Origin of the sequence: Parapedobacter tibetensis, from assembly GCF_024704835.1 — a bacterium.
GTDB lineage: Bacteria > Bacteroidota > Bacteroidia > Sphingobacteriales > Sphingobacteriaceae > Parapedobacter > Parapedobacter tibetensis.
In genome coordinates, this window is record NZ_JAMXBE010000014.1 from 53,618 (window position 1) to 75,607 (window position 21,990).

General features: G+C 48.1%; 15 protein-coding genes. 9 read left to right on the forward strand and 6 right to left on the reverse strand.

All coding sequences use genetic code 11. The annotated features are described in order from the left end of the window. The first annotated feature begins 155 nt into the window (after window positions 1-155). The 8 genes from NF543_RS19490 to NF543_RS19525 all read left to right on the forward strand — a co-directional run bounded on the left by NF543_RS19490 (window position 156) and on the right by NF543_RS19525 (window position 13,941). A complete protein-coding gene (locus tag NF543_RS19490; RefSeq protein ID WP_257669918.1) occupies window positions 156-1,565 on the forward strand; it encodes a glycoside hydrolase family 16 protein in 1,410 nt (469 codons plus the stop codon). Between the two features lie 383 nt (window positions 1,566-1,948). Next, on the forward strand, window positions 1,949-5,209 hold the full coding sequence (locus tag NF543_RS19495) for a TonB-dependent receptor (protein WP_257669917.1): 3,261 nt from the start codon (window positions 1,949-1,951) through the stop codon (window positions 5,207-5,209). Between the two features lie 11 nt (window positions 5,210-5,220). After that, window positions 5,221-6,675: a RagB/SusD family nutrient uptake outer membrane protein gene (locus NF543_RS19500; RefSeq protein ID WP_257669916.1), complete on the forward strand. Its 1,455-nt coding sequence runs from the start codon at window positions 5,221-5,223 to the stop codon at window positions 6,673-6,675. A 20-nt stretch (window positions 6,676-6,695) separates the two neighbouring features. Further along, window positions 6,696-8,219: a sulfatase gene (locus tag NF543_RS19505; protein ID WP_257669915.1), complete on the forward strand. Its 1,524-nt coding sequence runs from the start codon at window positions 6,696-6,698 to the stop codon at window positions 8,217-8,219. A 2-nt stretch (window positions 8,220-8,221) separates the two neighbouring features. Further along, on the forward strand, window positions 8,222-10,231 hold the full coding sequence (locus NF543_RS19510; RefSeq protein ID WP_257669914.1) for an FAD-dependent oxidoreductase: 2,010 nt from the start codon (window positions 8,222-8,224) through the stop codon (window positions 10,229-10,231). 35 nt (window positions 10,232-10,266) lie between these two features. Next, entirely contained in the window at window positions 10,267-11,913 is a 1,647-nt protein-coding gene (locus tag NF543_RS19515; RefSeq protein ID WP_257669913.1) for an FAD-dependent oxidoreductase, read from the forward strand. Window positions 11,914-11,994: 81 nt separating this feature from the next. After that, a complete protein-coding gene (locus NF543_RS19520; protein WP_257669912.1) occupies window positions 11,995-13,449 on the forward strand; it encodes a carbon starvation CstA family protein in 1,455 nt (484 codons plus the stop codon). Window positions 13,450-13,527: 78 nt separating this feature from the next. After that, window positions 13,528-13,941 (forward strand): DUF6157 family protein, encoded by a 414-nt coding sequence (locus tag NF543_RS19525; protein ID WP_257669911.1) that lies wholly within the window; start codon window positions 13,528-13,530, stop codon window positions 13,939-13,941. A 23-nt stretch (window positions 13,942-13,964) separates the two neighbouring features. On the opposite strand, the gene NF543_RS19530 is transcribed toward NF543_RS19525, so the two are convergent. From NF543_RS19530 to NF543_RS19555, 6 genes are all read right to left on the reverse strand, one after another. Next, a complete protein-coding gene (locus NF543_RS19530; protein WP_257669910.1) occupies window positions 13,965-15,431 on the reverse strand; it encodes an MATE family efflux transporter in 1,467 nt (488 codons plus the stop codon). Window positions 15,432-15,600: 169 nt separating this feature from the next. Beyond that, the gene (locus NF543_RS19535) at window positions 15,601-16,119 is read right to left on the reverse strand and encodes a DinB family protein (RefSeq protein WP_257669909.1); all 519 of its coding nucleotides are present in this window, start codon (window positions 16,117-16,119) and stop codon (window positions 15,601-15,603) included. Window positions 16,120-16,250: 131 nt separating this feature from the next. Continuing rightward, the gene (locus NF543_RS19540) at window positions 16,251-17,867 is read right to left on the reverse strand and encodes a PepSY-associated TM helix domain-containing protein (protein ID WP_257669908.1); all 1,617 of its coding nucleotides are present in this window, start codon (window positions 17,865-17,867) and stop codon (window positions 16,251-16,253) included. 5 nt (window positions 17,868-17,872) lie between these two features. Beyond that, window positions 17,873-18,172: a hypothetical protein gene (locus tag NF543_RS19545; protein WP_257669907.1), complete on the reverse strand. Its 300-nt coding sequence runs from the start codon at window positions 18,170-18,172 to the stop codon at window positions 17,873-17,875. A 5-nt stretch (window positions 18,173-18,177) separates the two neighbouring features. Beyond that, the gene (locus NF543_RS19550) at window positions 18,178-18,504 is read right to left on the reverse strand and encodes a hypothetical protein (RefSeq protein ID WP_257669906.1); all 327 of its coding nucleotides are present in this window, start codon (window positions 18,502-18,504) and stop codon (window positions 18,178-18,180) included. Window positions 18,505-18,535: 31 nt separating this feature from the next. Further along, window positions 18,536-21,025, reverse strand: coding sequence for a TonB-dependent siderophore receptor (locus NF543_RS19555; RefSeq protein WP_257669905.1), 2,490 nt, complete (start codon window positions 21,023-21,025; stop codon window positions 18,536-18,538). A gap of 368 nt (window positions 21,026-21,393) precedes the next feature. On the opposite strand from NF543_RS19555, the gene NF543_RS19560 reads away from it, so the two are divergent. Continuing rightward, window positions 21,394-21,936: an RNA polymerase sigma-70 factor gene (locus tag NF543_RS19560; protein ID WP_257669904.1), complete on the forward strand. Its 543-nt coding sequence runs from the start codon at window positions 21,394-21,396 to the stop codon at window positions 21,934-21,936. Window positions 21,937-21,990 lie beyond the last annotated feature (54 nt).

Below are 21,990 nucleotides of genomic sequence, written 5' to 3' on the forward strand. Positions count from 1 at the left end.
GTAGCCAAAAAAAGCCGGAAGTGCGGCTAACGCTTTCGGCCGGAGTGCTAATGGTACCGCAAAAAGGCTAATCCGATGGTTAGTTGGTAAATGCCAATTGACAATGATAAATTAAACAGAATAATCACTTTATAAGAACTGTAATAGTTATTGCTATGGAAAAAAATAGGCGTAATATTGGATTGGTCATCACAGCGTTGGTGATCGGTTCGATGGTAAGTTGTAGCGAAGTTATTGAGAATCCGAATCCGGAGATTCCGTTGGAGGATATACCTGTAATAGCAGATCGGCGCTTGTCAATCAACGGCATTGATCTTGATCCGATGACCACGTTGGAAGAACCAATTGGCATCCCTCCCGGCGCGACCAAGGCTCACGTCCGGCTGACGCTAGCCGGTGCGATTATGAGCACTGCTTATGTACAGGTTAATACGAGTACAAGTGGAGCAAAGGGCTTCAACGTCAATAGAGACATATCCACTCCTTTCAACTATCAATATTGGCGTCCCGGTGACGACGCTGACCTTTGGATTACGGTTGACATTATCAATCCGAGGCACACCCCTGGCGATCAATTCAAGATAACTTTTCCCGGCGAGGGCACCGCCGGTCCTGTTGCTTGTTTTTTCCAGATTCAGGAAGGTGCAGTCAATGAGCTTCCAGATGAAATACCCTTCCACCGTGATCCCCTTGTGTTGCACGCGGACGGGGTAACCCCATCCATGGATTTGGATATGGCCGCCATTGAATGGTCGGATAGTGGTTTTGACGCTGATGGCAACCCAATCTGGCGCTCCCGCCTAGCTCATGGTTATTCGCAGGCCAGCAACGGTGAGACTGGCCTGTACACAAACGTCGAGGCGTTTCCGGACGACGCGGTGAACCCTCAGACACGAGAGGTGGATAGCGAAGGAAGGCCATTTGTTCGGCTGCATACGGTAAAGTTTGAAGAGCCCGTTGTCTTTAGCGACAGAATATTCCCCTTTCAGGCGTCTGTATTGCAAGGTTCGAAATTGGATGAATGGAAGTATCGCCGAGGCGTTTATCGCGCTCAAATACAGACCCCTAGCCGTAAAGGAGCTTGGTCTGCTTTCTGGGCTATAGGGAGCAGGCTTAGTACGGGCGCTAGCCAGTGGCCGCCGGAGATCGACTTCTTCGAGAGCTTCAACGGAGCTTACGGCGCAGCCTACACGCCGCGCTCGACAAGTTCTGCACAACATATCGGTGTGCATGGCTCCAACCAGCGTGATATGGTAAATGGGCTGAAGAGTGAATTGGACCGTGTCCCCGGTTTCGAGCTGGACGTAGACCTGAATGCTGAACCTCACGATTACGCCTGCGTTATTGAAGATGACTGGATTACGCATTTCGTTGATGGCAAAGAGACCCTGCAGCATAGAAATATGCTTGATAGGGCCGATGGCGACACCGATTGGGCTTTCTACCCCATCATAAACGTGGCCGTGAAGATAGGTGCGGAAAATCCCTATAACGAAGGAACTCCGGATCTGTTATGGTATGGCCTACAGTATTATGCTCCCGGTTCCGGATGGTCTATGCAGTAAGTAGCGGGTATAATTGAATGCGACCCTGAAGATGTATAAATGATCAAATCGAACACAAATGTAAGGAGGTGTGGAAATATGGAGACTTGAGTAGATCCCCAATCATGGATTCCCTGTGAGGGTATAGGCCCAAAAAGCCGGAAGTGCGGCTAACACTTCCGGCCGGCGCGGTTATTGATGCCGCAGACAGGCTAGTCCAATGATCAATTGACAATGTATAATTGACAATTGATAATGATAAATTTAACAGAATAATCATTTAACCTGTATGGCAAATGTATGCAATTTGTATTGCAATAACGTGCGGAGTTTGCAAAACTTGCAAAACGCATAAAACTTATAAAACCCCGACGTATAGTCGCGACCTCATTAAGCTTTTGATTATGATTAAAATCATACTCGCTATCGTGTTGATTACTGCTGCGCGCGCCGGAGCTGAGGTGTACGCGCAGAAAGCGAGTATTACGGCTGAGCATATTCCATTGAAAACGGTCTTTGCTGAATTGCGTAAGCAGACTGGCTATCATTTCCTTTACCTGACGGATGATTTGAAGGAAGCCCGTCCGGTGAGCCTGCGTTTTAATCATGCTCCGTTGGATGATATCTTACAGCACTGTTTTACCGACCAGCCACTTACCTACCAAATCCGTGGAAAACGGGTGCTGGTATCGAGGAAGGAAATAGCAGTCGAAGAGGAGCAAAGCTTCCGGCAACAACGTGTCGTAGCGGGTAGGGTCACCGATGAACAGGGGACGGCGGTGTCTGGGGTTACCGTTACTCTAAAAGGTTCGTCGTCAGCAACATCTACGGATGATGATGGACGATATCGGATTGAGGTTACCGATCAAAACGCGGTACTCGTTTTTACCATATTGGGCTATAATACGCAGGAACGAACAGTAGGCAGTACCAATGTGATTGACGTTCAATTAAACGCATCGGTCAGTGATTTGGAGGAGGTGGTCGTGGTCGGTTATGGAACCATCCGTAAATCCGATTTGACGGGTTCTGTCGCACAGATTACATCCGAAGACATCCAAACAGTACCCGTTTATAACATGGAGCAAGCATTGAAGGGCCGCGCTGCAGGTGTGCAGGTGACCCAGAACTCCGGCCAACCGGGAGGTAGAATAGAAGTACGCGTACGCGGCGGAAATTCGATGATCGGTAATAACCAACCATTATATGTAGTAGATGGCTTCCCGGTTACGGGCGGCATCAATTTCCTGAACCCAGCGGATATCGAATCCATCGATATCTTGAAGGATGCTTCCGCTACGGCGATTTACGGGGCCCGGGGTGCGAATGGTGTGGTCATCATCACCTCCAAAAAGGGGAAAGCCGGACAAGCAGGCCGCATCGAACTGAACAGCTTCTACGGGGTACAGCAGGAAACCAAGCGCTATGATTTGCTCAATGCGAAAGAATATGCTGAGATAGCCAACGAATGGTTGCGGAATGGTGGCCAAGAACCCTATTTCAATATTGATGAAGTGGAAAATCCCGGTACTGACTGGCAGGATGTGGTATTGCGCGCTGCACCGATTCAGGATCATACCCTTACGTTTTCGGGCGGCTCCGAAAAGACACAGTATTCTGCGTCAGGTAATTACTATGGGCAGGACGGGATTCTAATCAACACTGGCGTGAAACGCGGGTCGGCCCGTGTAAACCTTGGCCACGACGTCAAAGACTGGTTGCGCTTCAATGTAAACCTGAACCTTTCGCGCAGGGAGCAACGTTCCGTGCCGGTCAACAACGGTTATCGGGGCGGGGGCTCTGTCTTGTCTGCAGCCGCCTCGGCACCCCCGACGCTGCCGGTATATGACGAGAATGGCCAACTTACACAGATTGAGCGGATTTATAGCTTCGGTTCGTCCGATATGCGAAATCCGTTGATTTTTGCCGAGGACCAAACCAGGGCGCTAGGCAATACGGTGATTGGAAATACGAGTCTGGACGTCAAATTGACGGAAAATTTGGTGTTCCGAACCTTACTGGGCTTAGAATATGCCAATTCGTTGACCGACCAGTTCAGACCCATCATTTTCGAAACGGACCGCGGTTATGCCCGACAGCGAAACGATTACCGCAGCTCCTTCCTGAACGAAAATACGCTGACCTATACGAAGGAATTCAATGATATCCATCGGCTTACCGTATTAGGTGGTTATACCTACCAAACAAATAGGGATCGGTATTTCCAGGCTGCTGTATCCGGGCTTCCGGGCAACACCACGGAGAATTATGATCTTTCGGCGGCGGAGACCATTAACCCACCTACGTCAAGCATTGAGGAATGGGTACTGGCGTCTTGGCTGGCCCGTGCCAACTATTCTTTTGCGGATAAGTACCTGCTGACCGCCAGCATGCGGGCCGATGGATCGTCTCGTTTCGGAAGCAACAACAAATGGGCGGTGTTCCCATCGGCTGCGGTCGCTTGGCGGATTTCCGAAGAACCGTTCATGCAGGATGTCACGGTTATCAATGACTTGAAATTGCGGGCAAGTTATGGGGTGACGGGGAATACCGCATTGGATCCTTACCAGTCACTGGATCAGATGAGCGCTGCGCGGATAATTTACGGAAATAATGAGGAAATTGTCGGCTATGTCCCTTCCGGTATCGCTAATGACGACCTGAAATGGGAAACGACGGCACAGACAGACGTTGGTATCGATATCAGCTTCTGGAATAGCCGGTTGAACGTAACTGCCGACTATTATTGGAAATATACAACGGATCTGTTGGCTTCGGTTCCGTTGCCGCCTTCCGTAGGATTCGAATCCATCTTCCAGAACGTAGGGGAGATCAGAAACCAAGGGATTGAATTGGGCGTTAATGGGGATATCCTCACCGGTGAATGGAAATGGAACATGGCTGCCATGGTGTCTTCCAACAAAAACCGGGTGATGAAGCTTGCTGGCGGAAGCGACATTTACAGCGCTGGCCAAGCCGCGGTATGGTCCAGCACCAACATTGCCCGTGAAGGGGAACCGTTGGGTTCACTCTTCGGCTACCTGGAAGACGGGCTTGATGAAAACGGGTTCATCAAGTATAGAGACATGAATGGCGACGGGGTGGTGAATGCTCAGGACCGGGTGATTCTGGGTAACCCTATCCCGGATTGGATATATAGCGTTAATTCCAGCCTTTCTTATAAGGGGGTCAATCTGAACATTTTCCTGGAAGGGGTCCAAGGCAATGAGATTTTCAACGCAACCAACGGCACGCATCTGAATTCCTTCCAGCGCGGCAGCAACCAGTTCAAGGACATCATCGGGAATTATTGGACAGCCGAAAATCCGGATCCGAATGCCAAGTACCCGAAAATCAGCGCTGCCACCGGCGTGGACATCTCAGACCGGTTTATTGAGAACGGCAGCTACCTGCGGGTGAAAACCATCAGCTTAGGTTATGATTTCCCTGTGAAGAAGTGGAGCATGGCCTGGTGCAATGCCGCTCAGATTTATGTGTCGGGAACCAACCTGTTTACCTTTACAGACTATACCGGCCTCGACCCCGAAATGAATACGCGGGGAGACGATACGCAAGAAATCGACGACCGCCTCCGGATGGGACACGACCAAAGTGGCTACCCGAACGCCAAAGTATATGCAATTGGTTTAAGATTAACCCTTTAAAGCGAGTTGAAATGAAAAGTATAGGTATAGCGATAGTCACCCTTATGATATCATTGACGTCTTGTCAAGATATGCTGGACGAAATTCCAAAGGACTTTGTTGCAAGAAATAATTACTATAAAAATGAAGCCGATGCGCAAGGTGCGTTGAATGGTGCGTATAATGCGTTGAGTAAAGAATTTTACGGTATTGACAACTATATATTGAGCGAGTTGCACGGTGATTTCCTGAACGGAAGGGGATCACAGGCCCCGATTTCCAATATGCACCAGCTGCTGGATCAGCAAAATATTGGCAGGGCATCCAATCAATGGACACGGTTATATCAGGGGATCAATCGGGCAAATGCGGTGTTAGATAATGTGCCTCAGATCGCTCAAATGAATGAGGGGGCACGAACCCGCATCCTTGCTGAAGCGCACTTTTTGCGGGCTCTTGCCTATTTTGAACTGGTGAGGGGCTTTGGAGCGGTTCCGATCAAGACAAGAGAAAGTACGGATCTATCCGATCTGGAATCGCCCCGCAGGCCGGAAAATGAAGTCTATGAACTCATTATCGCCGATGCAATGGCCGCAGAGGAAGGGCTGCTTGAAACGGTCAGCGGAACGGGGCAAGCGTCCAAATCGGCCGCAAAAATGCTGTTGGCGCATGTGTACTTAACCATTGGCAACTGGGAAGCGGCGGCTGCGAAGGCGGATGAGGTGATCACCAGTGGAAAGTACCAGCTGGTGAATGTGCAGCAGCCGGACGACTTTTATCGGATTTTCGGGTCAAATACCAGCTCGGAGGATATCATGTCCGTGCATCATTCAGAAACGATTCCATCCGAAATCACCAATTTCCTCCATATGGGTAATAACATACCTTACAATTACAGCAGTACTGGATATTTTGCTTGGCTACCAAACATGAACTCCTTCATTGGCGAGGCTTGGGATGAAAACGATTTACGCAAACCGTTCAACCTTTATACGCACGTCCAAAACGCTGCTGGCGAATGGGTGCCCTTACCGGCTACAACCCCAGTCCTTTTCAAAAAGTTCATTACGAATAATAGTGGCCTAAGCACGTATAGCGTGCCGATATACCGTTATGCAGAGGCGCTATTGTTTTATGCTGAAGCCGCTTGTCGCGCGGAAGGTGGGCCGTCGGCACTTGCCTTGGAACGGCTTAACATGATTAAGCGGAGAGCTTATGGTCATAATCCTGCTACACCTTCTCCTGTAGACTATGCGGCCGGTATGAGTGAAACCGCATTTGTGGATGTTGTTTTACAGGAGCGGGCATACGAATTTCTAATCGAACGGCGACGTTGGTGGGATCTGAAACGGACAGGGAAAGCAAAGGAGGCATTTGCAGCAGTAGGAAAAAACTTGATTGATGAACGTTTGCTATGGCCTATCCCGGAAAATGAGATCAACAATAATCCGGCGATTGGTCAGGGCGATCAAAACCCCGGGTATTGATGTGTTGTGGGTTATTAACGATGCGATCGTTGTTTTTAGTGGGTAGTCTTAGCCTGTTTTTCAACCTATATGGGCAATCAACAGACACCGCGAAAGCGAGCCGGACAGACTACAATGTTCTTTTTCTCATGGTAGACGATCTGAGACCGCAATTAGGGTGTTACGGGGACACCATGGTAAAGACTCCGCATATCGATCAATTGGCAGCTACGGGCACGGTGTTTAACCGTGCCTACTGCCAAATTGCATTATGCAACCCGTCGAGGGCTTCACTGCTTACCGGATTGCGGCCCGATGAGCTGAATGTATATAATCTGACCACGCATATCCGCGAGCATGCGCCTGATGCGGTAACGCTGCCTCAGTTGTTTAAAAACAATGGGTGGCAGAGCCAGGGACTGTATAAGATTTTCCATCTGATACCAAGCGATCCGCGTGCTTTCGGCAATATGGACGATACAGCTTCCTGGAGCAGTCCGCTGTGGCTGCCCACGAAATCCGTATACGGACCGAAAGGTGAAGCGCTGCGCCAGCGAAAGTTGGACGAAATGGCTAAGGCGGGCGACACTATGGATTATAGCAACATTCCCAGGGGATTCGCTACCGAGGCACCGACGATACCGGACAGTGCCCTGGCGGATGGAGAGACGGCAGTACAAGCCATAAAAGTGTTGAATGAACTGAAAGACGAGCGGTTTTTCTTAGCGGTCGGGTTTTATAAACCTCACCTACCATTTATCGCACCGAAGGAATATTGGGATTTATACCGGGCAGCCGACATCGTCCTACCCAATAACCGATATGCGCCGAAAAATGCTCCTGAGTTTGCATTGCAAAAGTATGCGGACCTGCGGTTGTATGAGGATTATAAACACATACCCTATGAAGCAGAACTAACAGCAACACAACAGCGGGAATTGCTGCATGGATACCTTGCCTGCATTAGCTATGTGGACGCCCAAGTAGGCAACATACTGGCAGAGCTCGACCGCCTAGGTTTGCGGGACAATACCGTTATCGTGCTGTTGGGCGATCATGGTTTTCAGGTGGGTGAACATAATATGTGGACGACCAAACATACCAATTATGAGACTTCAGTGAGGGCACCGCTTATTGTGGCAAAACCGGGGCAGAAAGCCGCCGGTGCGGTCAGCGATGAACTGGTTGAATTTGTGGATATCTATCCGACGCTGGCGGATATCTGCGGACTGGAAGCGCCGGCTTCATTGGAAGGAGAAAATTTCGCTCCGTTATTAGACAATCCGAATGCACCTTGGTCCAAAGACTTCGCACTCAGCCAATATCCAAAACACGTGGATGACGAACAGGTCATGGGCCGGAGTATCCGTACGGAACGGTATCGGTTAGTGGAGTGGCGGGTGCCATCGACGGGTCGTGTCATCCATGAGCTGTACGACCATGAAGTCGACCCCGATGAAAATACGAATGTGGCCACGTACCCCCGCTATAAGGACGTGGTGAACGCATTGAGCCAAGCATTGCATAATCACTGGAATACTAAAACAACAACTATTCACTTATGAACATGATGAAGAAAATTTTTGTACAGGTAGTTCTATTTGTTTTCGTCTATGCGTCGTGCATAGCGCAGGTCAAAAACGCGTTATATGACCTCTGCATATATGGCGGTACCTCTGCCGGTGTAGTGGCGGCATATACCGCTTCCAAAGCCGGCAAATCTGTCGTATTGATCGAGTCGGGCCACAGGCTCGGCGGATTAAGCTCCGGTGGGCTTGGGCAGACCGATATCGGCAACAAATACGTGGTACGCGGTTTGGCGCTGGACTTCTATCGGAAAACCGGTACACACTATGGTACCTTTGAGCAGTGGATATTTGAACCGAAAATAGCCGAAGCGATTTTCAAGCAGTATATGGAACAGTGCGATGCGGATGTTGTTTATGGACAAGTCATCATGGACGTGACGAAGGAGGGGACGAGACTCGACGGCATTACCCTCCAATCTACGGAAAAAATGGGCGTGCAGTCGATGTCCGTGAAAGCCAAAGTCTTCATGGACTGCACCTATGAGGGCGACTTGATGGCCAAAGCCGGTGCATCCTACCATGTGGGACGAGAAGATAACAGTGTATATGGGGAAACGTTAAATGGTGTGCAACTGATGACGGGCCATCAGTTTCCGGATGGTATAGATCCCTATGTGAAACGTGGCGATCCCAGCAGCGGTCTGCTATGGGGAATACGCGATGGCGAATTATTACCTGACGGTACCGGAGATCGAAAGGTGCAAGCATATAACTATCGCATTGCCTTAACCAATGTTTCGGAAAATCGTATTCCGATTACCAAACCTGCCAATTACGATCCCGATCGCTATGAATTGTTGAGGCGGCAGAAGGAAATCCAGCCATGGAAGGGATTGAATGATGTCTTCATCTGGAGCCTGATGCCCAACGGCAAAACAGACATTAACAACCGTAATGGGTTTTCGACCGACATGATCGGTATGAATTGGGACTATCCGGAGGCCGATTACGAGCGGCGGCAGGAGATTATAAAAGCGCACGAGGACTATACCAAGGGGTTGCTGTATTTCGTGGGCAACGACCCGTCCGTGCCAAGGTTCATCCGCGATGAGATGCAGCAATGGGGATATCCGAAAGACGAGTATGTCAGCAACAACCATTGGAGTCCTCAGCTCTACGTGCGCGAGGCGCGGCGTATGATCGGTGAGGTAGTAATGACTCAGCACCATTGCCAGGGTAGGGAAGTGGTAGACGATGAAGTGGGCTTTGCGGCGTATACGATGGATTCGCATAACTGCGACCGATTGGTGGTAAATGGTATGGTAAAGAACGAAGGGAATGTAGAGGTTGGAGGGTTCCCGCCGTTTCCGATTTCGTATCGTGCCATCGTTCCGAAGCGTGGTGAAGTGACTAATTTATTGGTGCCGGTTTGCCTTTCTGCCAGCCACATCGCCTTTGGGTCTATCCGGATGGAGCCGGTTTTCATGGTGCTGGGACAATCTGCGGCCGTGGCCGCCTGCCACGCCATTGATCAGGGTATTGATGTGCAAGCAGTGGATGTGAACGATATAAAAGCGACCTTGGCGGCCAATCCCAAAGCGGATGGCCGTGAGCCAGACGTGCTCATTAACAGCACGGATAGCGATGCGGTACAGTTTGCCGGAAATTGGAAAAAAGGCCGAAGCAAGGGGTATGGACGTACTTATGTAGAGGCCGATGGCAAAGACGGACTCAGCAGCGCAACGTTTATTGCGAAGAGCCTGAAACCGGGTCGCTATCAGCTTTACACCTACTTCCCCAAGCATGCTGAAAGTGCCACGAAGGTTAGTTACCGGGTTTTTGACGGAAAACGCGTTTCGGAGAACATATTAGATTTGTCGACCGTGGAAATCAAGGGACAAACATCTAGTACCTGGGTATCCCTAGGCAGTTATACGATTGTTAAAGGTAGTGAACCCGCTTTTGTTGAAATCAGCACAAAAGGTGCGGATGGCGTTGTTGCAGCGAATGCCGTTATTTTGGTTCCTAGTGATGATCAAGCGCTCTAAGAAATTCCAGAGACACGATGATATATACAACTAAGATGGTTAGATACATCTCCCCCCTTTTCGTTATATGCTGCCAACTGGCGTGCAGCATGCCCGACCCGAATGCTTATGAGGCAGACCTCATCATATATGGCGGGACGTCCGCTGCTATCTCGGCGGCAGTACAGGCCAAAAAATCGGGAAAGTCCGTTATTGTGGTTTCGCCCGATACGCATTTGGGCGGCCTATCATCTGGCGGTCTCGGCTTTACGGATACGGGCGATAAATCGGTCATCGGCGGCCTTGCCCGGGATTTTTACCACCGCGTATATCTCCATTATCAAGACAGCACCGCTTGGCAATGGGAAAAGCGTGAAAACTATGGCAATAAAGGCCAAGGGACACCAGCGATCGACGGGGCTGCCCGCACCATGTGGATATTCGAACCGCACGTGGCGGAAAAGGTCTTTACCGATTATGTAACCGAATACGGCATTGAGGTACACCGTGATGAATGGCTGGACCGGGCCGCGGGAGTAAAAAAGGGAAACGGCCGAATTATATCCATTACAACCTTAAGTAACAGAACATATAGGGGTAAAGTCTTTATCGATGCGACTTATGAGGGCGACTTGATGGCTGCGGCTGGTGTAGACTATCATGTGGGGCGTGAGGCCAACAGCGTATATGGGGAGCAATGGAACGGTGTGCAAACAGGGGTACTGCACCATGGGCATTGGTTCAAATCGGACATCAGCCCGTATAAAACTCCCGGTGATTCCAGCAGTGGACTGCTTTATGGCGTTTCTGCCGAGCATCCGGGAGCATATGGAGTGGGCGACCACCGCTTGCAGGCTTACTGTTTCCGGATGTGCCTGAGCAATCACCCGGACAACCGGGTAGCCTTCCCGAAACCGGATAATTACAATCCGGAAAACTATGAACTCTTGGCGAGGGTGTTTGCCTCCGGTTGGCGCGAGACATTCAACAAATTTGATATTATCCCGAATCGGAAGACGGATACCAACAACCATGGCCCGTTCAGTACGGATTTCATTGGTATGAACTACTACTATCCGGAAGCGGATTACGATAGAAGAAAGGAAATCATCAAGGAACATGAAAATTATCAGAAGGGCCTGATGTATTTTCTGGCCAATGACCCGAAGGTGCCCCAAGCCGTACGGGAAGAGATGGCGCAGTGGGGGTTGGCCAAAGATGAATTTACGGACAACGGTAACTGGCCGCATCAGCTGTATATCCGTGAGGCACGCCGTATGGTGGGGCAATATGTAATGACCGAGCATGATACATTCAGTGAGCGCGTCATTGATGACCCTGTGGGGATGGGGTCTTATACATTAGATTCACACAATGTACAACGCTATGTCAAGGATGACGGCTTTGTACAAAACGAAGGGGATATCGGGGTTTCACCAAAAAAAGGCCCTTACCAGATTTCATATGGGGCGCTGCTCCCTAAAAAGGAGGCATGTACCAATCTGTTGGTACCCGTGTGTGTTTCAAGTTCACATATCGCCTTTGGCTCCATCCGGATGGAACCGGTGTTCATGATTCTTGGCCAAAGTGCAGCACTAGCTGCGGTATTGGCCATTGACGGTGATATCGATGTACAGGATGTGGAATACGGCGCATTGGAAGAGCTATTGGTGAAGGAGAAGCAGGTGTTATCCAAGGATTAATTGCGTTATTTGTCAACAAAAAGAATTCGTAGCTTTACGGGCTTTAACATGCTTTATTGCAATTTCCAATTTAAAAACTAAATGATTACATTCTTTGTTTGTGTCGGGATCCTGGTGTTGGGTTATTATACGTATGGGGTTATCTGCGAACGCATTTTTACCATCGAACGGACGCGTCCCACCCCAGCCATTTCCATGCCTGATGGGGTAGACTATGTGCCCTTGCCACGATGGAAATCATTCTTGATCCAATTCCTAAACATAGCAGGTTTGGGGCCAATTTTTGGCGCGGTAGCTGGAGCAATGTGGGGCCCCGCTGCCTTCCTATGGATTGCACTGGGTACGCTCATTGCAGGGGGAGTACATGATTATTTTTCCGGCATGCTATCCCTACGCAACGGTGGAAAGAGCTTCACGGAGATCACGGGAAAGTATTTGGGGAGACCGTTGATGCAGTTCATGCGCGTGTTAACCTTTGTGCTGCTGATCATGGTTGGGACGGTGTTTTTTATCGGGCCGGCGCAGATTCTGGCCAACTTGGTAGATGTTAGCTGGTTAACCGTTACCGTTTGGTCATCGATTATTCTATTCTATTACATATTGTCGACCATCTTGCCCATTGATAAGATCATCGGTAGACTATACCCGGTATTTGGGGCTGTTTTCTTGCTAATGACAGTGGCTCTTGGTGCGGCGATGGTGTATCGTGAGTTACCTGTTCCTGAATTGTCATGGGATGCGTTCGCGACGAACCGTCATATCCATCCAGAGAAGTTCCCAGTATTCCCGATGCTGTTCATTACCATTGCCTGCGGGGCCATATCGGGCTTCCATGCTACACAGTCGCCCCTTATTGCACGGTGCCTCCAACATGAAGGACAGGGGAGGAGCGTATTCTACGGGACCATGGTGACGGAAGGCGTGGTAGCGATGATATGGGCAGCGGTGAGCATGAGTTATTTCGGTGGCATCCGTGAGCTTAATGTGTTCATGGATGAACGATCGGGGAATGCAGCGATGGCGGTAAACGAAATCTGTACAGGAGTTTTGGGAAGATTAGGGGGCATATTGGCAATCGTCGGTGTGGTAGTGGCCCCCATCACATCCGGTGATACGGCTTTCCGAAGTGCGAGGCTGTTGCTTGCCGATATCTTCCAACTTCGCCAACGGGCGATGAAAAACCGGCTTATGTTAGCCCTGCCCTTGTTTGGGATTGCTTTTGCCATTAGCTTGATGGATTTTGGGGTCATTTGGCGATATTTTGCCTGGACCAACCAGACGCTTGCTACCGTGGTGTTGTGGACGATCACGGCATACCTTATTGGACAAGGCCGATATTATTGGATTGCATTGGTTCCCGCGGTATTCATGACCAACGTGGTGGTTTCCTACATACTGGTTGCCCCGGAAGGGTTGTCCCTTCCTCATGGTCTTTCCTATGCCTGCGGTTTATTGGTCAGCACAGGGCTGCTCTTATTGACATTCTTCCATGTTTATCGTAAGCGTAAGGTCATTACTCCGGTAAAAATCTCATAATATCGGTAATATTTCCGCATGCCCCTGACATAGGGTTGTCATAAGGATTGTTTATTTTTGAGTAAAAATAATTGATAGATGAAGGTACATAGCACAAACTACTACAATATGTTTATAGTGGTGGCCGACGATTGCCCAACGATGGTCGGTGAGATTCCACAAACCAAGGGAGATACAAAATCCATAGCAAACATTCAATTTGAACTGATAAGCAAAAACCCGTATCAATATACCTCGGACGAGGTACTGTTTCAGGTTTATGCACAGCGTAAAGACCTCACAAAAGATGAGCTTGACGAAGCAAAGGCAATCTATTTTTCAAAAGGACAAGCTTGTCTTAGGGCTTCACCATTGACTAAACGCTATGGATGGGGTGTTCATCACAATGAAGAAGGAAAAATTGCTTTATATGGATGCGAAACGGAAGCATATGGACGATTTTTAAACGACAAGCACATCAAGGTTGTCAAAGCGATGAAGACAAGCAGATGAACAGCGATGGTGAAGAGGTGTTATTACACCTTCACGGTTTTCCAGCTACCGCGCTTAAAGAGCCATAGGGTAAACAACCCTACAGCGGTTTCCGAAACAAACACACCCCAAAATACGCCTGAGTGCTCCCATCCAAGCGTGATGGCCAAAAAATACGATAGGGGTATTTGGATAAGCCAGAAAAACACCAGATTGATCTTCGTTGGTGTTTGGGTATCTCCCGCACCGTTGAATGCCTGCACGGATACCATCCACCAGCCGTAAACGAAAAATGAATAAGAGAGGATGCGCAACCATTCGCTGCCGATGGCGATCACCTGGGCGTCTTGTGTGAATATCCGCATCAATGATTCGTTGTAGAAAAAATAGATGAACGAGACACCTACTAGGAAAATCATGTTATAGAGGCCGATTTTCCACACTGATGATTCTGCTCGCTCGGGCTGCCCGGCACCAAGGTTTTGCCCAACCAGTGCAGCAGCAGCGTTGGATAAGCCCCAAGCGGGCATCATGGTGAACATCATGATACGCAGTGCTATGGTAGCTCCCGCCACGGCTTCGCTTCCTATATCGGCAAGGATGCGCATAAGGAATATCCATGATGTCATCATCACTAGCATCTGCCCAATACCGCCAAGGGATGTTCGGATGATACCGAAAAAAATCTTGGCGTTCCAACGAAGCTGAGAAAGTTTTGCTCGAATATGCTTTCCTCCTTTGAAAAGGATCCAACATTGTATGAAGACGCCAACCCCACGACCGATGTTGGTCGCTATGGCGGCACCCTCGATGCCCAGCGCGGGGATTGGGCCCCATCCAAAAATGAGCAGTGGATCCAGCAGGATATTCAACCCATTGGCAATCCACAGGACCCGCATGGCAATGGCGGCATCCCCTGCACCCCGGAAAACGGCATTGAGCAAAAACAGCAGTACAACAACCACATTGCCTCCCAACATCCATTGGGTATAACGATATCCATACGCAATGCTCCAATCATCGGCCCCCATGAGTACCAGTAAATCCTTGGCAAAAAAGATACCGGCCAGGGCAAATGGCAGTGAAGCGAGTACAGCTATAAATATAGATTGTATGGCTGCGATGCCAGCGTCTTCCTTGTTTTTTTCGCCAATCCGTCTCGCAACAATAGCGGTAACCGCCGTGGATAGCCCCATGGCTACTGCATAGAGCAGGTATAAATAAGTTTCCGTAAGCCCCACAGTCGATACGGCCGAAGACCCAAGTTTACCCACAAAGTAAATATCCACTACGGCAAAGGCGGCCTCCATAATGAGTTCCAGAATCATTGGTATGGCAAGCAAGAAAATAGCCTTGCCAAGGCTAATCTGTGTATAATCAGCTTCGGTGCCTCGGATGGCGTCTTTCAAATCAATCCAAAACGAACGAAGTGTATTGGACGTTGCTTCTTCTGGGGTATTGGTCGACTGATCCGTATTCTGCATCGAATTTTCTTCCGGTATGTGTGTCATTTTTTTGTTGTTTTATCGGATTATAACACAAAAATGGTATGTCAAATATACACCTATGAGGTGTAATTAGTGCAAATGACGTATTTCTTCCTTGGCCGTTTCGGAGCGTCTGCCATTGATTGCATGGTAGCATCAGCAAGGAATAACGACTCCATCATTATCCGACGTTTTATACGATAGGATTATTGCCAACTACTTCAATTATTTTTTTTAATTGGTGATTGTGCCGCTGGGTATGTACGGCTACAAAGCCAATCCATTCCAGTCGCGTAAGGGCCCCTGATCCGGGCAGTTCAAAATCCAGGCAGGTTTCGACCATTGCTTTCCGGTTGATAACTTGATGGAGTTGTTCCAACCTTTGCTGCAAACCATCCAATAGCGCTTTCTTGGCGATGAAACCATTCCTAGGCAAGATAAAATCTGGTGACTTCATTTTGATGCCAAAATTTAGAAACATCTCGCGGAGGGCTCCCAATTTTTCATCCGGCGCTCGTTCGGTAGGTTTGGTAGTTCCATTGAGCGTTTCCGCTACGCTATAGGATTTCAAGAGATGTTCCCCCACTTGCGCAGCTGTCCAGCTGCCTTCAAAAGGTTGTTCATTCAGTTTTTGATCGTCAAGAGATGAAAGTAACCGGAGCAGCTCCTGGGTTGCCGAATGGAAGGAGGTGATGATTTCTTGTTGTGTCATAATAATTGTTTCTTCTTGCGTAATACTGGGCTATGCTCCAGTAAATATGCAAAAATAGTGTAACAAATGGACACCCATGGGGTGTAGACACGACATTCTAAATGGGGAATCGAGACAAGTACGGAACTATCTTATCCAACAACTGATTCACTGGATTTGGACACTTGATGAACAGCCTCCTTATCACGGACTTTTCGCTTTAGCTTTAAGGCAATCACCAGGGTAGTGGTGGATAAGGCTAACCAAAAAGCATCTACAACGAATACCTGATAATGGTTGTCCACGAAAGTTTTCCATATCCAGTTTCCCGTTGTTATGCCATTGGCAATGGGAACCAGCAAGCCAATGATGGATCCGCCAAGGAGTGTGTATTTGTTGATAAGGAAATTATCGCGCCTAGCCGCAAGCAAGACTGATAACGCAAGCCAGCTGTAGAAAAAAACACGAAAGATAAAGACCATCCGATGGGAATCTAATTCGGGAGGGAATACTTTAGCCACCAGAAAAGTGAGGGCAGTAACAGGGTACATGCTTAGACATACGGACAGATAAATCCACACGACCCAAGCATTGAACCGCCGCTGGCCATTAGGGGTGCTCTTCTTGTCTCTGGCGACCAACCATATCATCACGCCAGAGATAATTACGAAGCAGGAGACAATCCCGAGGATGAAATAGATGATCCGTAAACCCAAGCCGCCATAATCCCCGAAATGTAATTTACGGAGAACCTCGGTGGCCCCATCAAGATAGGAAGTCCCTTCATAAGGGCTTTTCTGAGAAACGACCGCTCCGGTGGTCGCTTGGTAGGTGATGTGGCCTTTGCCAGCAAATTTGAATTTCTCCAAGGGGCCTCCCTCAACGGAAACATGCATATGAGCATCTCCATAATTGAACAATGCCACGGACCGTAGCTCAAAATCCCCCCATTCAGCTTTAGTCCTTTCAATAAATGCATTGATATTTATGCTCGTGTCCAATTTTTTGTTGGCCAAAGGGTAGGTCGATATGGCAAACCCCATGTCGTTGTATAGTTTTTCTGTATTGTTGTTATATAGCAGGGATACCACGGGCGGTGCCATCACTGCGGTGCCCACAATCAGGTAAATCCCTGTTACCGCAAAGATGAACTGGTAGGGCAAGCCTAGTACGCCTAATGCTGTATGGGCATCGGTCCATAAGGTCTTCAACTTCGCTCTCGGCCTGAGAAGGTAAAAATTCGATATGATCTTATTCCAGTGTACCCATACCCCGGTGATGATGGCAAATAGGAAGAAAAAAGCTACCAGACCGGCCAATAGGTAACCGGATGTACCATAAAAGTTCAATTGGGCAAAAAAGTGCAGGCGATACAGAAATTCCGCAAGTGAATAAGATTTTTGATATTCGTATTCATTGAAATCCAATACATTGATAAAGAAGTATTTCCGTAGTTTGGCTTCCTCCGAAGCAAGAGAATCCTTGGATCCCGTCATATCAATGGTCACCCGTTGCTCCTTGTTGATATGGCGTATGGTGATGTCTCTACCATAGGTGCTATACCGCTGGCCAAGGGTGTCTATCAGGCCATCAAAATCCATGTTTTCGAACATTTGCGCTTCCACGGGCTCGTTTCTTTCCCAGCCGGCTATTTCCGATCGGAAAAAGGAAAAAGACCCGGCAAAGAAGATTACATACAAGGCCACGCTGATAACGATGCCACTGATGGTGTGGGTATTGAACAGGATATTGTAGATTCTGTTGTTCATATGGACTAGCTTATGGGGTGATATGTCCGCCCCAAGTAAATAATGATGGAAAATACCAACGTGATGAGCAGGTAGAGTCCCCATACCTTCCAGCCATTTTTGGCAAGGAAAGCAAAGACCATTAGGAAAGCCCAAAGGATAAAGCCCGCGTAAAGCAGGGTCATCAACACATTGACATGATTGACCCAAAAGGACAAAGCAATGAAGAAGGAAGTGGCTACCAGGTACCCACCTGCAAAACCGGCAGTGATTTTAGCAAAACGCTGTGTCCAAGAAGTTGTCAGGTATTTTCTGTTTGCTGGCACGACGGTTAAATTAATTCAATAATTAATGACAATAAGAAAATGAAAATCAATACTTTCCAATTGATTAACCTCAATGGGGTCAAGATGACAATCAGGCTCCCCATGGTCATCAAGATGACGAAAAAGGAGAACAAGCCGGCTCCGATTCCAAGATAAACCAGGCAAAGCAGGATTGCTGCCGCCAATAGCGATAATCCCATCCGCTTTCCCGATTTTGGATAAGTATGTATCCAAGCCGCTATTTTCAATGAAGAAGATAAGACGGCTTTCTGTGAAGTATGATAAAGTAGAAAGAACCCGAGAAAGATGAGGATGGTGATTGTCGTTATCATGGTCGGTTTATCATATATGATAGCGTAATAGTTAAAATCTAAAGGTAACTGAAGCAAGTAGCCTGCGGGGCATTTGTGGATTTGCAGTCGACCAGCCGTTATAATATTCCTTATTCGTAAGATTATCCAACTTAAGTGATAGCTCGTATGAGCCGGTGCCATAGGAAGCCGACGCATTCATCACGGTGTAAGCGGGCAAGGCGAACACACCGGTGTTTGAACGGTTCATAATCTTGTTTTCGCTTACATAATTTCCACCAAAACCAAAACCAAGACCACTTAATTGGCCTTCGTTTACCCGATAGCTTATCCAAGCATTGGCGAGATGTTCTGGGCCGGCTGCCTCGGGCCTCCTCCCTACAATGTTTTCATCATTCGTTTTCACGACCTTGCTGTCGTTATAGCTATATCCCATAATCAGGTTCAGGCCGGGAGCTGGATTTAGGGTGAACGCTGTTTCAATCCCTTTGCTGTAGTTCTCGCCATCTTGGATATAGATAATATCGGGTTCAGGATCGGAATTTTCTATCACTTCTTGGCGCACCACATCCGATACCCGGATATCGTAATAGCTGACAGTAGCTGCTATTTTCTCATCCAACAACGTTAATTTAACCCCAGTTTCCCACTGGTTGGCGTGTTCTGGCCTGAAAGTGCGTGGTATAGAAACTCCATCTATGGTCTCCTCTTGTGGACCGACATTGGAAAACCCGTTCATGTAATTGGCGAACAAGGCAAGCTTATCTTGCACAGGCTGGTATACGACGCCAAACTTTGGGGAAAGTGCAACCTGATCAAAATCGTCCTCATCCGTAGCTACATTCCCTTGGTTATTGAAATAGTCTAACCTTAGGCTAGCCATCACCAGCAACGAAGGTGTGATATTCAGCACGTCCGAAAAGTAGGCACTGAGCACCTCTTCCTCGGTTTTGCTTTTATTTGCCGTGGTCCCAGCCAATGCCGCATCAACCCTAGACTTGGATATACTGCCAGTGCCCGGCTCCGATATGATGATGCTATCCGCGATCACATAACCCGAGCTATTATTCACATAGCTCCTGTGGAAATAGTCTACCCCGGCCACCAAACGGTTACGGAGGTTACCGATTTTAAAGTCCCCGATGAAATTTTGCTGAATGTCTGTACCGAGCAGATCCGCGTTTTGCATGCTGAAATAACGCTGATAGGTACCTTCCCCATCTGCCAAATCCCAGATGTAAGAATAGTAGCCATCCGATTTTGACGAGCTTCTCGATAGCACGGTCTGAGAAACCCATCCGTCAGCGAGCTGGTAATTCATTTGCCCTTGAAGATTGAACGTGGGGTTTTTGAAAGAAAGGTCATTATTCGTGAATGATGCTTTATGATCATACCCCAATTCCTGCATATTTTCCGCGGCCAACGGCCGGCTGCGGTTAAAGAAAATCATGAGCGGGTTGGTGCGTTCGCCTTGGTAAAATTCCGCGCTCATCAGGAAAGAAAGCCGTTCGTTCACTTGATAAGACAACGTAGGGGCAATAAAAAGCGATTTTCTAAAACCGGCATCCTGGAAGCTGCTTTCGGAATGCCAGGCGGTGTTGATCCGTAGTGCAATGTCTTTTATCGTGCTGAGCGCGGCATTCACATCGGCCGTAACCCGGTTCAGGCCATAGCTACCAGCCACATAGGAAACCTCGGCCCCGAATCCATGATATGGTTTTTTGGTGATGATGTTAATGAGTCCGCCGTAGGAAATCAGGCTGCTCCCGAACAGTGTACCGGATGGCCCCTTGATCACCTCGATTCGCTCAATGTTGGCAGGATCTGGGCTACCATTGGTAAGGCTAGGCAGCCCATTTATCATTGTAGGCTGTACCGCAAAACCCCTTAGCGAAAAATAACCGGCACCATCACCACCACGTCCGGTAGATTCCCAGAGTTGGGTGATGCCGGGGGCGTTTTTCAGCGCATCATCCAAGCGGATGATTACTTGTTCTTTCAGGAGTACGGAGGGAATGCTGTTGTATACTTGTGGGTTTTCTAGGTTTTTGAGCGGCATGCGCGCCACATAGGCCGTTTCTTTTTGGGCAAATTTGTTGGTGCCTTGCGCATTGATTGTCACTTCCTGCAATTGCTGTGCATCTGCGTTGAGTGTAAGGGTAAGGTATGTAGTCCCTGTTGAAGATACGTTTACCTGCTGGCTGACGGGACGCACACCCACCATACTCGCGGTCACCGTATGTAGGCCTTCCGGTATGGATGCCAGGGAAAAACGTCCTTTTTCATCAGTTTGCGCGGCTGCCTTGCCATCTATCCTGATGGTAATCTTGGCTGCGGGTTGTCCATCGATAGTCAGCACCGTACCCTCAATCTCCCCAACATCGGCCCATGATGTATGCTCGTTATGGGCGATGGGGGTGGAGGAATCAACTTGCAGCGCATATACAGCTGTGTTGAAGTTTAATAGGCAAAGGATAATTAAATAGAAATAAAGCGATAATGCTGTATAATTGTGTTTCTTTTTTTGTGTAGGGATATTCATCTTGCAAAAATATTATTATTTAGATTAATTACAAATAATTATGTTTTTAATCGTTGTTGTTTAGAGCGTGTGGTCTGCTGGATACGCGTCGGCAGCGTTGTTTTTTAAATCGGTTAATCGAACTTAATGGTTTGCGAATTTAGGTGAATGGTAAGCGCTTTATTTTCGGAACATTTGTAACTTAGTAGCTCGTGGCGAATTTAAAATAATAAATCGCTCGGATAAATAACCAATTATAGTTGCTGTATAGCATGTAGCCCCCTAAAAAGAAAATATCGGTTGGGGAAATATTTCGATTTCAATTATAATAACTACATAACGTAATTGCCATAGCGGCAGTGACATTATACAATTATTGAAATAAGGCAATGAAAAATAAGCCAGAGACTTTCACTGTTGAGGAGTTGTTTGACAGGTACTACATCAGATTATGCGAGTTTGCCTACCGTATAGTGTCCTGCCGTGAGACTTCACGGGATTTGGTTCAAGATGCTTTTGTGGTGCTGATGGAAAATAGATGCAATATCAAGCAGGATACCCACGCCATCAAAAGTTATTTGTATAGCACCGTAAAGCATGCCGCCCTCAATAGCATTAGGCGGCATAGCATCATTGACCGTATACATCGGCAAAACCAGCCTCAGGTTATGGAGGAGGCCGAGATTACCCACGCGATGATCCATGCCGAAATTTTAGGCGAACTCCATGCGGCATTGGAGACATTACCAAAGGGCTGTGCTGAAGTGTGCAAAATGGCATATTTTGAAGGGAAGAAAAACCAAGAAATCGCTGATGCGATAGGTGTAAGCATAAATACCATCAAAACCCAAAAACAACGGGCAATCGCATTACTTCGTAATAAAATATCCCAGCAAACAATGATTCTGCTCATACCTATTCTCCTGCGGTAAGCATTCGATTAAAAAAAAATCGATCCGCCTTTCACCCATTTTCCATTTTCATGT

Excerpts from the sequence above, each read along its gene's own strand:
- NF543_RS19495 (WP_257669917.1), top strand. The coding sequence starts at position 1,949 with ATGATTAAAATCATACTCGCTATCGTGTTGATTACTGCTGCGCGCGCC.
- NF543_RS19530 (WP_257669910.1), bottom strand. The coding sequence starts at position 15,431 with ATGACACACATACCGGAAGAAAATTCGATGCAGAATACGGATCAGTCG.
- NF543_RS19505 (WP_257669915.1), top strand. The coding sequence starts at position 6,696 with ATGCGATCGTTGTTTTTAGTGGGTAGTCTTAGCCTGTTTTTCAACCTA.
- NF543_RS19560 (WP_257669904.1), top strand. The coding sequence starts at position 21,394 with ATGAAAAATAAGCCAGAGACTTTCACTGTTGAGGAGTTGTTTGACAGG.
- NF543_RS19540 (WP_257669908.1), bottom strand. The coding sequence starts at position 17,867 with ATGAACAACAGAATCTACAATATCCTGTTCAATACCCACACCATCAGT.
- NF543_RS19520 (WP_257669912.1), top strand. The coding sequence starts at position 11,995 with ATGATTACATTCTTTGTTTGTGTCGGGATCCTGGTGTTGGGTTATTAT.
- NF543_RS19555 (WP_257669905.1), bottom strand. The coding sequence starts at position 21,025 with ATGAATATCCCTACACAAAAAAAGAAACACAATTATACAGCATTATCG.
- NF543_RS19525 (WP_257669911.1), top strand. The coding sequence starts at position 13,528 with ATGAAGGTACATAGCACAAACTACTACAATATGTTTATAGTGGTGGCC.
- NF543_RS19490 (WP_257669918.1), top strand. The coding sequence starts at position 156 with ATGGAAAAAAATAGGCGTAATATTGGATTGGTCATCACAGCGTTGGTG.
- NF543_RS19500 (WP_257669916.1), top strand. The coding sequence starts at position 5,221 with ATGAAAAGTATAGGTATAGCGATAGTCACCCTTATGATATCATTGACG.
- NF543_RS19515 (WP_257669913.1), top strand. The coding sequence starts at position 10,267 with ATGGTTAGATACATCTCCCCCCTTTTCGTTATATGCTGCCAACTGGCG.
- NF543_RS19510 (WP_257669914.1), top strand. The coding sequence starts at position 8,222 with ATGATGAAGAAAATTTTTGTACAGGTAGTTCTATTTGTTTTCGTCTAT.
- NF543_RS19550 (WP_257669906.1), bottom strand. The coding sequence starts at position 18,504 with ATGATAACGACAATCACCATCCTCATCTTTCTCGGGTTCTTTCTACTT.
- NF543_RS19535 (WP_257669909.1), bottom strand. The coding sequence starts at position 16,119 with ATGACACAACAAGAAATCATCACCTCCTTCCATTCGGCAACCCAGGAG.